The sequence below is a fragment of the Actinomadura rugatobispora genome, assembly GCF_042656285.1.
In the GTDB taxonomy this organism is placed as follows: domain Bacteria; phylum Actinomycetota; class Actinomycetes; order Streptosporangiales; family Streptosporangiaceae; genus Spirillospora; species Spirillospora rugatobispora.
In genome coordinates this window covers 69,128-82,311 of record NZ_JBHSON010000035.1, presented here as the reverse complement: position 1 = coordinate 82,311, position 13,184 = coordinate 69,128, and the positions used below count along the sequence as shown (strand labels likewise).

The 13,184-nt window shown below is 74.2% G+C and carries 13 protein-coding genes; 5 read left to right on the top strand and 8 right to left on the bottom strand.

What is annotated here, in order from left to right:
- Nucleotides 1-54: 54 nt before the first annotated feature.
- The gene (locus ACFPZN_RS24475; RefSeq protein ID WP_378284462.1) at nucleotides 55-2,673 is read right to left on the bottom strand and encodes an outer membrane protein assembly factor BamB family protein; all 2,619 of its coding nucleotides are present in this window, start codon (nucleotides 2,671-2,673) and stop codon (nucleotides 55-57) included.
- A 104-nt stretch (nucleotides 2,674-2,777) separates the two neighbouring features.
- The gene (locus tag ACFPZN_RS24470; RefSeq protein ID WP_378284461.1) at nucleotides 2,778-3,830 is read right to left on the bottom strand and encodes a DNA polymerase domain-containing protein; all 1,053 of its coding nucleotides are present in this window, start codon (nucleotides 3,828-3,830) and stop codon (nucleotides 2,778-2,780) included.
- A gap of 97 nt (nucleotides 3,831-3,927) precedes the next feature.
- On the opposite strand from ACFPZN_RS24470, the gene msrB reads away from it, so the two are divergent.
- Nucleotides 3,928-4,329 (top strand): peptide-methionine (R)-S-oxide reductase MsrB, encoded by a 402-nt coding sequence (gene msrB, locus ACFPZN_RS24465; RefSeq protein WP_378284460.1) that lies wholly within the window; start codon nucleotides 3,928-3,930, stop codon nucleotides 4,327-4,329.
- 23 nt (nucleotides 4,330-4,352) lie between these two features.
- On the opposite strand, the gene ACFPZN_RS24460 is transcribed toward msrB, so the two are convergent.
- The 3 genes from ACFPZN_RS24460 to hemG all read right to left on the bottom strand — a co-directional run bounded on the left by ACFPZN_RS24460 (nucleotide 4,353) and on the right by hemG (nucleotide 7,258).
- Entirely contained in the window at nucleotides 4,353-4,955 is a 603-nt protein-coding gene (locus ACFPZN_RS24460) for a hypothetical protein (RefSeq protein WP_378284459.1), read from the bottom strand.
- A 97-nt stretch (nucleotides 4,956-5,052) separates the two neighbouring features.
- Entirely contained in the window at nucleotides 5,053-5,757 is a 705-nt protein-coding gene (gene hemQ / locus ACFPZN_RS24455; protein ID WP_378284458.1) for a hydrogen peroxide-dependent heme synthase, read from the bottom strand.
- Nucleotides 5,711-7,258, bottom strand: coding sequence for a protoporphyrinogen oxidase (gene hemG / locus ACFPZN_RS24450; RefSeq protein WP_378284485.1), 1,548 nt, complete (start codon nucleotides 7,256-7,258; stop codon nucleotides 5,711-5,713). The genes hemQ and hemG overlap by 47 nt, the downstream gene beginning before the upstream one ends.
- 141 nt (nucleotides 7,259-7,399) lie before the next feature.
- Between hemG and ACFPZN_RS24445 the strand changes: the two genes are divergently transcribed.
- Nucleotides 7,400-8,539: a DUF4349 domain-containing protein gene (locus ACFPZN_RS24445; RefSeq protein WP_378284457.1), complete on the top strand. Its 1,140-nt coding sequence runs from the start codon at nucleotides 7,400-7,402 to the stop codon at nucleotides 8,537-8,539.
- Nucleotides 8,540-8,567: 28 nt separating this feature from the next.
- On the opposite strand, the gene hemE is transcribed toward ACFPZN_RS24445, so the two are convergent.
- Entirely contained in the window at nucleotides 8,568-9,632 is a 1,065-nt protein-coding gene (hemE, locus tag ACFPZN_RS24440) for a uroporphyrinogen decarboxylase (RefSeq protein WP_378284456.1), read from the bottom strand.
- Nucleotides 9,633-9,859: 227 nt separating this feature from the next.
- Here hemE and ACFPZN_RS24435 point away from each other — a divergent pair, with 227 nt between their 5' ends.
- The 3 genes from ACFPZN_RS24435 to ACFPZN_RS24425 all read left to right on the top strand — a co-directional run bounded on the left by ACFPZN_RS24435 (nucleotide 9,860) and on the right by ACFPZN_RS24425 (nucleotide 12,357).
- Nucleotides 9,860-10,120 carry a hypothetical protein gene (locus ACFPZN_RS24435; protein WP_378284455.1) on the top strand — a complete coding sequence of 87 codons (261 nt, stop codon included), beginning with the start codon at nucleotides 9,860-9,862 and terminating at the stop codon, nucleotides 10,118-10,120.
- A 178-nt stretch (nucleotides 10,121-10,298) separates the two neighbouring features.
- Entirely contained in the window at nucleotides 10,299-10,943 is a 645-nt protein-coding gene (locus tag ACFPZN_RS24430; RefSeq protein WP_378284454.1) for a DUF3000 domain-containing protein, read from the top strand.
- A 214-nt stretch (nucleotides 10,944-11,157) separates the two neighbouring features.
- Nucleotides 11,158-12,357 carry a ribonuclease D gene (locus ACFPZN_RS24425; protein WP_378284484.1) on the top strand — a complete coding sequence of 400 codons (1,200 nt, stop codon included), beginning with the start codon at nucleotides 11,158-11,160 and terminating at the stop codon, nucleotides 12,355-12,357.
- A gap of 61 nt (nucleotides 12,358-12,418) precedes the next feature.
- Here ACFPZN_RS24425 and ACFPZN_RS24420 read toward each other — a convergent pair whose 3' ends face one another.
- Together ACFPZN_RS24420 and ACFPZN_RS24415 are read right to left on the bottom strand one after the other, a co-directional pair.
- Nucleotides 12,419-12,748, bottom strand: coding sequence for a tetratricopeptide repeat protein (locus ACFPZN_RS24420; protein ID WP_378284453.1), 330 nt, complete (start codon nucleotides 12,746-12,748; stop codon nucleotides 12,419-12,421).
- Between the two features lie 57 nt (nucleotides 12,749-12,805).
- Entirely contained in the window at nucleotides 12,806-13,168 is a 363-nt protein-coding gene (locus ACFPZN_RS24415) for a hypothetical protein (protein ID WP_378284452.1), read from the bottom strand.
- Between the last annotated feature and the right edge of the window lie 16 nt (nucleotides 13,169-13,184).

Genomic DNA, 13,184 nt, shown 5'->3' with positions numbered 1-13,184 from the left:
TCCGCGAAACGAGCCGCCGGCCCGCCACGGCCGGCGGCTCGTCCCTCGGCGGGCTCAGCCCCGCACGCGATGCACGCTGAAACGCGCCGTCTCGCCAAGGATGGCGCCGGACCGCTCACCGATCTGCATGAGGACGGCGAAGCCGTCGCCGATCGCGGCCGGCCTGCCCGGGAGGCCGGCCGCGACCTGCCGGCCCTCGCCGTCCAGGACGAGGTGCCGGTCATCCTGGCCGGAGCCCGATCCGCCGGGCTGGACGGCGAAGAACCACTGCCCGATCGCCCCGTAGCGGGCGAGCGTCCCCGTCTCCAGCAGTTCCAGGATCCTGGTGGCGCCGCCGGTGGTCCGGATGGTCACGGCGCGGTCGGCCGCCTGGCTTACCGGGCGGTCCGCCCCCGCCTGGCAGACGATCAGCTCGTCGGTGTCGCCGTCGCAGCGGGCGAGCGGGGTGTTGGTCCGGGCCAGCTCGCGGCCGGTGGCCCGGTCGAGGACGGCGCCGCCCTCCGCCGTCTTCACCACGACCGTCCGGCCGCCGCCGTCGTGCAGGAGTTCCGGTTCCGGGTAGCGGCCGGCGAGGTTCCACCGCCGCTTCCCGTCGGACGCCCCGTAGGCGATGAGGTCGAGGGCGTCGCCTTTCCTGTTCTCCTTGGCGGCGATCACCAGGTCACCGGCCACGCTCACCGGCTCCACGCCGCGCTCGCGCCACAGTTCGCGCCGCGAACCCGTCGCGTAGGCGACCGTCTCGCCGGGACGATCGCCGCCTGACACGGCCACCGCGAACGTCCGGTCGTCGGCCCCGCCCAGGAGTGTCCAGCGGCCCCCGGCGGCCACGGGCTGCTTCCACCGGACGCGGCCGTCCTTGAGGGCCAGCGCGGCGATCCCCTCCTCGCCGCCTGCCTCGTAGTGGACGAGCGCCAGCCGTTCCCCGCCCGAGTTCACCAGATGGAGGGCGCCGGTGAGCCTCGCCTTGGCGCCGCCGCCGAGCGACGCGCCCTCACGGACCGACCAGCGCACCTTGCCCGTCGCGGCGTCGGCGACGACGAGCCGCCGGTCGTCCCCCTCGCGCTCCCTGCCTCGGTACACCAGCGCGTCCCCGGCGAGGTCGAGGCTGATCAGGGAGCTCAGCCCGGTGTCCCTGTCACCCGGCTGCGGGGACGCCGGGCCGGCCCAGGCCGTCCACAGGGGCGCCGCGTCGATCCGCGGCGGCTGGAGCGTCGGCCTGCCGGGCGCGGCGGGTTCGGCGGGCTTCGCGCCGACGGCCGCCGCGTGCACGACGATCCCGGACGAGGTGGACGTGGCCGACCTACCGGGGCGCTGGACGCGGAACGCGACGGCCGTCGGCGACACCGCGGCGACCGTGCCGGGCGGCGCGGCCCCGAGCCTGTTGGCGGCCCGGTCGACGACGGCGTGCCGTTCGGGCCGGCCCCCGATCCCCGAGCCCCGGACGAAGATCCGGTCCTGCCGGACGAGGTCCACGTGGGCCATGGTGTCCTCGCCGAACGGCCGCTTCTCGGTGAGGACGGGCGCCCGGCCGGCACCGGGGCGGATCGTCACGATCTTGCCGTACAGGGCCGAGCAGGCGATCAGCGTCCGCCCGTCGTCGGCGCAGCCGGAGAGGTCCCTGATCGGCGAAGCCGAGCCCTCCGCCTTCGGAGAGCCTTGGGCAGGGCGCCCTGTGGCGGCATCGAGCAGCACCGTCCGCGTCCGGTCGTACTGCCACCCCGGCGGCCTCTCGGTCACCTGGAGGACGGCCGTCCCGCCCGCGGCCGCCAACAGGTGGGAGTTCTCGGACGCGCCGTGCAGATCCCACAGTTGCCGGCCGGTCCTCAGGTCCAGGGCGAAGACGTCGGTGTCCCTGCGCTTCTCCCCCCACACGTACGACGACGACGGCGGCGCATCGGCGCCCCGCGTCTCCCCGAGCACGACGTCGCCGGTGATGCGGTGGGCCCAGCCGGCGTCGCTCCGCCACAGCTCGCGGCCGGTCGACGGGTCGAGCGCGACGGTCTCCAGGTCGGTGGCGTCCTTCGATTCCACGCTCACCAGGACGATCCGCGGGTCCGCGGCCAGGAGCCTGATCCGCCGGTCGCGGTCGTCGCGGCCCTTCTCGCCGGAGGCGGGACGGACCAGCGCGTGCCTCCAGCGGACCGAGCCGTCCTTGCCGGAGAGCGCGACCGCCCCCAGCTCGGTCTCACGGTTCTGGTCGCCTCTGACGTACTGGACGAGGACCGTCCAGTCGTTCGCATCGCCGTACACGACCGGCCGGCCCGTGACGCCCCGCAGCTTCTCGGCCAGGTAGCCGAAACCGCGGTCGGGGACCGCGCCGTCGCCGCCCCTGAGGGGCTGGTCGCTGCCCGCCGTCCAGCGCGGCGCTCCGGTGCGGACGTCGACCGCCGCCAGCCGGGAGCCGCCGCCCGCAGCGTCCCCGGCGACGACGGCGGTGTCACCGACCAGCTCGAGGCCGGCGACGCGTTCCAGCCCGAGCTTGCGCTCGTCCCACATCGGCTTGCCGCTGAACGACAGCGGCCTCGGCCGCTTCTCGCCGTCCGGCAGCGGATCGAGGCTCCTCCACGGGCCCACCCCGCGCACTCCCATCACACCCAGGACCGCCAGCAGCAACCCGAGCAGCGCGCCTCCCCACTTCAGCGCGAAGTTCCGGCCCACGTCCGGTAGCCCCATCTGTCCCCCAGCCCAACGGCGATTGCGACCCCTTGATGATCGTGAGACTCACCGATCAACCGTTTGGTTCATTTCCGGGGACGGGGCCCGGGGCTGGGGCCGGATCAGTCGTCGCGCTTCTTGCTGGGCTGGACGCGCTTGGGCTCGCCGGGCATCTTCGGGTAGTTGGGCGGATACGGCATGTCGCCCAGGCCGTGGTCGGCCTCGTCCCGCTCGGCCATCTCCAGCAGCGGCTCCAGCGAGAAGGCCCGGTCGTCGATGGCGGCGTGCAGGTCGCCGATCTCGGCGAAGCGCTCGGGCATGGTCACGATCGTGAAGTCCTCGGGCTCCACGTCGGACAGCTCCTCCCAGGTGACCGGGGCGGAGACCGGGGCGTGCGGGGCGGGCCGGACGCTGTAGGCCGAGGCGATCGTGCGGTCGCGGGCGTTCTGGTTGAAGTCGACGAAGATCTGCTCGCCCCGCTCCTCCTTCCACCACTTGGTGGTGACCTGCTCGGGGACGCGGCGCTCGATCTCCCGGCCGAAGGCCAGCGCCGACCGCCGGACCTCGGTGAACGTCCAGCGCGGCTCGATCCGCACGTAGATGTGCACGCCGCCCTTGCCGGAGGTCTTGACGAACCCGGTGTAGCCCAGTTCTCCCAGCAGGTCGCGGGCCGGGCCCAGCGCGATCCGCTTGGCGTCGCCGAAATCGGTGCCGGGCTGCGGGTCGAGGTCGATGCGCAGCTCGTCGGGATGGTCGACGTCGCCGGACCGGACCGGCCACGGGTGGAAGGTGAGCGTGCCGAGGTTGGCCGCCCAGGCGATCACCGCGACCTCCGACGGGGCCACCTCGTCGGCGGAACGCCCGCTGGGGAAGTCGATCCGGGCCGAGGGCACCCAGTCGGGGGCGCCCTTGGGAATGCGCTTCTGGTAGAACGCGTCGGCGCCGCGCGGGTTGTCGCGGGTGGCCAGCCTGGCCCCCTCGAAGACCCCGCCGGGCCACCGCTCCATCGTGGTGGGGCGGTCGCGGGTGGCGCGCAGGATCCCGTCGCCGACGGCGATGAAGTACTCCACGAGCTGTCGCTTGGTGTAACCGCGCTGCGGGAAGTACACCTTGTCGGGATTGGTCACCTTGACGAGGCGATCCCCGACCGGGATCTCGATGAACGGCGAGGCCATGACGGCACGTTAACCCACGGGTCCGACAAGATCGGGCGGGGGCCCCGGCGCGTCCCCGAACAGGCGGATCATGACCCGTGCGAGGTACCGTCGAGGCATGGGAAAGATCCAGAAGAGCGACGCCGAGTGGCGGGCCCAGCTCAGTCCCGAGGAGTACCAGGTGCTCCGCGAGGCGGGCACCGAGCGGCCGTTCACCGGCGAGTACACCGACACCAAGACCGTCGGGGTCTACCGGTGCCGGGCCTGCGGCACCGAGCTGTTCCGCTCTGAGACCAAGTTCGACTCGCACTGCGGCTGGCCGTCGTTCTACGAGCCGTCCAAGTCCGACGCGGTGGTGCTGATCGAGGACCGCTCGCTCGGCATGGTCCGCACGGAGGTGCGGTGCGCCACCTGCGACTCGCACCTCGGGCACGTGTTCGAGGGCGAGGGCTACGACACCCCGACCGACCAGCGCTACTGCATCAACTCGATCTCTCTCACCCTCGAACCGCTGGAGTAGCCGGGGCAGCGAGGGTCGGCGGGTCAGCGGGTCTCGCCGACCTCGCAGTCGTCCTTGTCGCTCTGCTTGTTGGCCAGGACGATGCTGCCGTTGCCCTCGCTCTTGCCGTGGATGAAGACGCGGGGCTCCTCGTCGCCGCCCCCGCGCAGGAACTCGGTCGTCCACTCGCAGAGGGAGACGGCGGGCTTGGAGTTCTCGTCGCCCTCCTTCAGGTCGGTGTAGACCCTCAGGAAGTCGCCGGTGCGCTGGACGTCCTTGACGTACTTGGAGACCTTCTTGTCCGGGTCCTTGGTCTGCAGGTAGGGCAGGACGTCGGCGGTCTCGTCGGGGGCGCCGCCGTTGTGGGCGGGGTCGGTCGCCTCCGGCGACCCCGAGGCGGCGGGCTTGGCCCGCTGCCCCGCCACGGCCGCCTGCGGCGACTTCTCCCCGTCCCCGGTGGCCGCGAACCCCGCCGCGGCGGCCACCGCGACCAGCGCGACGGTGGCGGTGCCCGTGCCGGCCGCGACCAGCCTGCGCCGGCCCGAGCCCTTGAGCGACGACGTGATCAGCCGCTTCCAGCGGACGCTGATCTCGGACGGCGGCTTGGCGTGCTTTCCACGGCCGTGCCTCGGTGGGGCGTTGGTCACGGCCAGCACTTTACTGGGCTTTGGGTCGGGACCGGCCCGCGACGCGCACGCCGCCGCGCGGACCGGTGCCCCGACTCCCCCGCGGGCTCCGCGGACGCTACGGCAGGCTCGCGATGAGCTCGGCCACCGGCTTGCGGCGGCCGGTGAAGAACGGGACCTCCTCGCGGACGTGGCGGCGCGCCGTGGAGCCGCGCAGATGCCGCATGAGGTCCACGATGCGGTGCAGCTCGTCGCACTCGAACGCCAGGATCCACTCATAGTCGCCCAGCGCGAACGCGGGGACCGTGTTGGCCCGCACGTCCGCGTAGCCGCGCGCCATCTTGCCGTGCTCGGCGAGCATCCCGCGGCGCTCCTCGTCCGGCAGCAGGTACCACTCGTACGACCGCACGAACGGGTACACGCACACGTGCGCGCGGGCCTCCTCGTCGGCGAGGAAGGCCGGGATGTGGCTCTTGTTGAACTCGGCGGGCCGGTGCAGGGCCATCTGCGACCACACCGGCTCGCTGGCCCGGCCCAGGGCGGTGCGGCGGAACCGGGAGTAGACCTCCTGGAGGTCCTCCGAGGTGGGCGCGTGCCACCAGAACATGTAGTCGGCGTCGGCGCGCAGGCCGGCGACGTCGTACAGGCCCCGCGTGGTGACGTCCTTCTGCGCGGCCTGGTCGAGGAGGTCCTGGACCTCTCCGGCGTGCTGCTCACCGACCGTGCCGGTGTCCTTCACCCGGAAGACCGACCACATCGTGTAGCGGATGACCTGGTTAAGGTCGCGTGCTTTGGGCTTGCTCGCCTTGTCCGTCGCTGCCATGGCTCAACTCTTCTCTGTCCAGATGTTCCCGCACCCTGGCCGCCGCAGCGCGCGCGCTGGCGATGCAGGCCGGGATGCCCAGTCCGTCGTACGCCGCGCCGGCCACGGCCAGCCCCGGCTGCTGCAGCACGGCGGCGCGGATGCGCGCCACCCGGTCGACGTGGCCCACGTTGTACTGCGGCAGCCCCCCGCCCCAGCGGGTGACCCGGCTCTCCAGCGGAAGCTCCGAGACCCCGCAGGTGGCGGCCAGCTCCGTCAGGGCGGCGGCCTTGAGCTCGTCGTCGTCGCGCTGGAGGGTGTGCTCTTCTCCGTACCGGCCGATAGAACATCGTACGGCGATGATGCCGGGTTCCCGGTCGCGCAGATGCGGCCACTTGACGGAGCTGAAGGTGACGGCCTTCACCTGGCGTCCCTCGACCGCCGGCACGAGATAGCCGCTGCCCCTGGGCAACCGGGAGAACGCGGTCACGTGATAGGCCAAGGTGACGAGCGCCATGCTGGCGTAGTCGATGCGGGCCAGATCCCGGGCGGCGGCTGGCACGTCCTCCGCCAGCAGGCGCGATGCGGGCGCGGCGGGCACGGCCACCACGACCGCGTCCGCGTCCAGGACCTCGGGGTCGCGCGCAGGGCCCAGGGTCAGCCGCCAGCCGGCCCTTGTGGGGGGACGACCCCCCGCGCCCCCCGGCAAGAACGCACGACCGCCCTCCGGGCTCTCGGACGGTCGTGCAGAACGCCGCCGCAGCTCCCGCACCATCACGCCGGTACGGATCGTCCCGCCGGCCGCGGTGATGTCCTCGGCCACCAGGTGGGGCAGGCTCCCCAGGCCGTCGGGCAGCGTCGCGAAGACGGGCCCCGCGTCCTCGGGGGCGGGGGCGGCCTGCCTGATGCCGCGCACGGCGGTGAGCAGGGACCGGTGCGAACGGGCGGCGGCCGCCACGGCCGGAAGCGTCGCCTCGAACGACAACTGCTCCGCCCGCCCGGCGTACACCCCGCCCAGCAGCGGCTCCACCAGCCGGTCCACGACCTCGCGGCCCATGCGCGCGCCGATGTAGTCCGACACCGACACGTCGGCGCCGCGCGGGGTCTCCCGGAGGACGAGATCCAGCGGCACCCGGGCCAGCCCGGCCGGGGAGAGCACCTGGGAGGCCGCCAGCGCCCGCAGATCGGACGGAACGCCCATCACATGACCCTCGGGCAGCCTCCGCAGCGCCCCGTGGCTCAGGATCGCCGAGGAGGTCGTCCCGGGATGCACGAGATCATCGGAGCGCCCGAGATCGCGGACCAGGTCCAGGGCCTCGGGCCGGCGGGCCAGCATCGCCTCGGCGCCCTCGTCCACCGGCAGCCCGCCGATCTCGCTGACCTGGAGCTTGCCGCCGATGCGCGGGGAGCCCTCCAGGACGGTCACGCGCGCGCCGCCGCGCGCGAGCAGGCGCGCCGCCGTCAGGCCCGCGATGCCCGCCCCGACGACCACGACATGGGAGGTGCTCATGCCTCCAACGATCCCAGATACCTCCCGCGGACCCGTCAACACCCCCGCCCGGCGCGTCCCCGCCCGCCGGGCGTGATCTGGGCGCGGCCACTTCGTGGCCTGATCGCGATCCGGCCACGGGAACGGTGACCTGGACCACACCGTCGAACCGCCATGCGGATCGTCAGAACGGTCAGACACGCGTCCTGCGTGCTCCTCGTCCTGCTGCTGGCCGGCGCCCTGGCCGCGTGCGGCGGCAGCAGCCAGAACGACGCCTCCTCCAGCGGCGCGGGCCGGCCCGCACCCGCCGCCCCCGAACGCGCCGCCGACCGCGACTCCACCGGGAACCGCGGCTCCGGAGGCGGAACCGGGGGAAGCGGCTCGGGCACCGGCGACACCGCGAACCGGCGGGCGACCGCCCAGGAGCCCGTGCCCGCCGCGCGTTCCGTGGTCTACACGGCCGATCTGCGGGTCCGCGCGGGCAACGTCGAGCAGGCCGCGACCCGCGCCAAGCAGCTGGCCACCTCGGCGGGCGGGTACGTGGAGAACGAGTCGTCGGCCAGCGAACCGGCCGGTGCCACCCTCTCCCTGAAGATCCCCGCCGACCGGTACGGCACCGTCCTGAACGACCTCACCGCCCGGCTCGGCAAGAAGCTGTCCCTGCGGCAGCAGGCCGAGGACGTCACCCGGGAGGTCGCCGACGTCGACAGCAGGGTGCGGTCGGCGCAGGCCACGCTCGCCTCGTTCCGCAAGCTCCTCGACCGGGCGAACACGGTCGGCGAGGTCATCAACGTGGAAGAGGAGATCGCGCGGCGGCAGGCCGACCTGGAGTCGCTCCAAGCCCGCCAGAAGGCGCTGCAGCACAGCACCCGGTACGCCACGGTGTCGATCACGCTGGAGGCGCCGGGGAGGCGCGCCGCGCCGGAGAAGCCCGAGGGCGGGTTCGTGGGCGGCCTGAAGAACGGCTGGGACGCCTTCACCGCCTTCATGTCCGGCCTGGCGGCGGTGCTCGGCTGGCTGCTGCCGTTCCTGGCCCTGGCCGCGGCGATCGGCGGCCCGGCCCTGCTCGTCCAGCGCCGGATCAGGGAGCACAGGCCGCCTCGCGCGCCGCGGGGTTCGCGTGTACCGCGGGGTTCCCGCGCGTCGCTGGGCTCGCTGATGGGCTCCGGCCCGGAACCGGCGGAACCTCAGCCCGTCCCGGCCCAGCAGCCCGTCCCGGCCCAGCAGGCCGCCACGCCCGCCGCGCCTCCGGCATCGGCGCCCGACCCGCCGAGTCCGCCCCCGGCCCCGGACGGCCCGAAGCCGCCCGAGTGAACGAGGCCCGGCCCCGCCGGGAACGACGTCAGCGCGCGCTCGCCTCGTGGACCAGGTCCGCGAGGCGGGCCAGCTTGTCGGGGTCGGTGGTCGGCAGCACGCCGTGCCCGAGGTTGAAGACATGGCCCTCGGCGGTGCGGCCCCGCTCCAGCACGTCGCGGGCCCGGCGCTCGATGACCTCCCAGGGGGCGAACAGCAGCGACGGATCGAGGTTGCCCTGCAGCGCCTTGCCCGGCCCGACCCGCAGCACGGCCTCGTCCAGCGGCACCCGCCAGTCGACGCCCACCACGTCGGCGCCGGCCTCGCCCATCAGGCCGAGCAGCTCGCCCGTTCCGACGCCGAAGTGGATCCGGGGCACGCCCAGCGACCCGACCTCGCTGAAGATCCGGCTGGTGTGCGGCAGCACCGAGGCCCGGTAGTCCTCCGGCGCGACCGCGCCCACCCACGAGTCGAAGACCTGGACGGCGCTCGCCCCGGCCGCCACCTGCACCTTCAGGAAGCCGATCGTGATGTCGGACAGCCGCTCCATCAGCTCGGCCCACAGCTCGGGCTCGCCGTACATCAGCGCCTTGGTGCGGTCGTGGTTCTTGGACGGACCGCCCTCGATCAGGTACGAGGCCAGGGTGAACGGCCCGCCCGCGAACCCGATCAGGGGGGTGCCGCCCAGCTCCCCCACCAGCCCGCGGACCGCCTCGGTGACGTAGGGGACGTCGCCGGGCTCCAGCGGGCGCAGCCGCGCCGCCCCCGCCCGGTCGCGGATCGGGTCGGCGATCACCGGGCCCACGCCCGGCTTGATGTCGAGGTCCACGCCGATCGCGCGCAGCGGCACCATGATGTCGCTGAAGAAGATCGCCGCGTCCACCGCGTACCGCCGCACCGGCTGCATCGTGATCTCCACGATCAGGTCCGGGCGGGCGCACGCCTCCAGCATCGCCACGCCCTCGCGGGCCTTGAGGTACTCCGGCAGCGAGCGGCCGGCCTGGCGCATGAACCAGACCGGGGTGTGCGGAACCGGCTCCCGGCGGCACGCCTTCAGGAAGGCGCTCTCCCCGAGCCCGGCGGAGTCCTGCGGAACATCAGCGTCGACAGCCACCCCTCGATGGTCCCACGGTCTCACCGCGGCCCGGCACCGAGGTGAGTGTTCGGCCGCCCCGCGTCCCGCGGTTACGGCGGTGACGGAAGGGAACACTGACACCGGCCGGGACCGCTGGGACCGCCGGGGCCGGGTGCCGCGAAGTTCCGGACACGCCGAGCGAAGTCCCGCATTCTATCACTCCCGCATGCGAACGTGATCCGTGTCATAGCCGAGGGAGGTCCCCCTTGTACTGTTCCGCCTGCGGCGACGAGCGCGAATTCGAGCAGCCGCCCTGTCCGGACGGGCACGGTGCCGACTGCCCCGAGCGGGCCTGCACCGCGTGCGGCACGGCCGTCCTGGTCGACCCGCCGATGCCCGGGGCCGGCCCGGGCCGGCCCGCCCCGCCGCGCACCCCGGCCTCCAGTCCGTCGGCCTCGGCCTCCACTTTGTCCGGCTCCGGCCCGTCCGGCTCCGTCCGGGCCGCGTCCCAGCGGGCCGTGGCCTGACCGGCCCGGCCCCCGAAACGAAACCACCTGTGCTGTGCCTGCATCCCCGTCCTCTACGCCCGTCACCACGCCCTCAGGTCAGGCGTCGTTCCAGCGTGCCCCCGGCACTCCGCCGCACGGGCCGTCCTGCGGGGTCCGCCCGCCGGGGGGCCACGACCGTCCACCGGCCGGTGCGGCCATGAGCCCGGAGGCCCCGGCCCCGGCGCCGTCCCCCGGCCAGGACGGCGCGGACGCGGGCGGCGGAGGGGGCGGCCAAGGCCCCCCGGCCCCCTTCCAGCGGGCCGTCGACACGCTGCACTCCTTCCTGGAGGGCCCGCCGCTGCGGCCCGAGCTCGACCTTGAGGAGATGCCCGCGCCGCAGCGCCTCGCGCCGTACGCCGCCGCGATCTCCGGGTCGGTCTACCGCGACGACGACACCGAGATCGCCATGGGCCGGCTGATCGTCCTGTACGACCCCGAGGGGCGCAGCGGCTGGACCGGCGGGTTCCGCGTGGTCGCCTACATCCGGGCCGACCTGGAGCCGGAGATCGCCGCCGACGAGCTGATCGGCTCGGTGGCGTGGAGCTGGCTGCTGGAGGCGCTGGAACCGGCCGGGTACGCGGGCGAGTCGGGCACGATCACCCGCGCCGTGTCCGAGAGCTTCGGCGACAAGAGCGACGAGCCGTCCACCACCGAGCTGGAGCTGCGCGCCTCCTGGTCGCCGACCGGCGACGACCTGGCCGGGCACATCGCGGCCTGGTGCGAGGTGATGTGCACCACGGCCGGCCTGCCGCCCGCCGGCGTCAGCACGCTGCCCGACCGCCCCGGCGGCGGGACGGGATGAGCGACGTACGGTAGGGGGCGTGGGAAGCACAGCGTCCGAGACCGAGGCGACCGGCGCAGGCGCGCGAGCGCCAGGCCCGCAGGCCGTCCGGCCCGTATCAGCGTCCGAGGAGTCCGCCACGACCGCCCAGCCCACCGACCCAGGGGAGGCGCCCGAGCCGGCGGCTCCCCCGCCGTCCGCACCCCCCGTCCCCGAGGGGCCCCCTCCTACCCCCCTGCTGGAGCCGCGCGAGGGCGTGCCGCCCGTCGTCACCGACGCGGCCGCTTTGGAACGTGTCATCGAGGCGTTCGCCGCCGGCACCGGCCCCGTCGCCGTCGACGCCGAGCGCGCCTCCGGCTACCGGTACGGCCAGCGCGCCTACCTGATCCAGCTGCGCCGCGCCGGGGCGGGCACGGCGCTGGTCGACCCGATCGCCTGCCCCGACCTGTCCGCGCTCGACGAGGCGCTGGCCGGGGCCGAGATGGTCCTGCACGCCGCCAACCAGGACCTGCCGTGCCTGGCCGAGGTCGGTCTGGCGCCCCACCGGCTGTTCGACACCGAGCTGGCCGGGCGGCTGCTCGGCTACCCCCGGGTGGGGCTGGGCTCGATGGTGGAGAACATCCTCGGGTTCACCCTGGAGAAGGGCCATTCGGCGGCCGACTGGTCCACCCGTCCGCTGCCCGACGACTGGCTGCGGTACGCGGCGCTGGACGTCGAGCTGCTGGTGGAGCTGCGGGAGGCGCTGCACGCCCTGCTGAAGCAGGCCGGCAAGCTGGAGTGGGCGCTGGAGGAGTTCGCGGCGATCCTGGCCACGCCGCCGCGCACGCCGCGCCCCGACCCGTGGCGCCGCACGTCCGGCATCCACCGCGTCCGGAACCGGCGGGCGCTGGCGGTGGTCCGCGAGGTGTGGGAGACCCGCGACCGGATCGCCCAGGAGCGCGACCTGTCCCCGGGCCGGGTGCTGCAGGACGCGGCGATCGTGGAGCTGGCGCTGAACACGCCGAAGACCCCGGCCGAGCTGCAGGCCCTCCCGGCGCTGCGCAGCCGCGGCGCCCGCCGCCACCAGTCGGCCTGGCTGCGCGCGGTGTCGCGTGCGCGCGGGCTGCCCGACCGCGGGCTGCCCGAGGCCAACCTGCCCGGCGACGGCCCCCCGCCCGCGCACCGGTGGCCGGAGCGCGACCCGGAGGCCGCCAAGCGGCTCAACGCCGCCCGCACCGTGGTCGCCGCGCTGGCCGACGAGCACACCATGCCGACCGAGAACCTCCTCCAGCCCGACTTCGTGCGCCGGCTGGCGTGGACGCCCCCCGACGAGAGCACGCCGGAGGCGATCAGCGCGGCCCTGCTGACGCTCGGCGCGCGCGCCTGGCAGGTCAACGTCGTCGCCACGCCCCTGGCGAAGGCGCTCCTCCGCCTGGAGTGCAAGGGCGACCTCTGAGACGGCCGCGCCCCGGGACATGGGTCCATGTCCCGGGGCGCGGGGGCTCAGGGCGCGCCGCTCAGTAGGCGGTCTTGCCGCCCATCGCCAGGGCGAGCTTGCGGAACGGCTCGGCCTCGGCCGGACGGCTCTGCCGCTCCAGCGTGCGGGCGAGGGCCTCGTGCGCCCAGGCGTTGCAGGGGTCGAGGTCCAGGAGCCGGCGGAAGGTCGTCTCGGCCCGGGAGAGCTGCGCGGAGTGGAAGTAGGAGCGGGCGAGCAGCTCGATGACGGTCCGGTTGCCGGGCTGCGCGTCCGCGAGGGGCTCGAGGATCCGCGCCGCCTCGGCCGGGTCGCGGAGCTCGAAGTACAGGCGGGCCCTCTCGTAGGTCTCGAAGTGCTGCTCCATCGTCATGCCCCGCCCAACCACGGCCTCCCCCGCTCTATTCCGCCGCCGGGGCCCGGCGGGCGGTCACAGGTCGGGGAGCGGGTCCCTGGGCAGGCTGTCGCGGGCGAATATCTCGGTGTCGGCGGCGTTCACGACCGGCACGTACTCGTCGTCCACCTCGAAGAACGCGCCCGCGAACTCGAAGGAGGCGCCGTTGCCGGTCTCCACCGGGCCGATCCGGGTGCCGCGCGGGTAGGTGCCCCACACGCTGGTGAGCTTGGAGGCGCTCAGCGTCCCGGTGGAGATCACGGCGATCTGCTCGTCGGTCACGACGAAGACGAACCCGGCGCCGCCGCCGTAGGTCATCGCGGGGAAGATGTAGCGGATCTCCCCCTCGATGCCGAGGAACTCGCGGCATCGTTCGCGCAGCGGGCGTGGAACCGGCATGACGTCGGGAACCTCT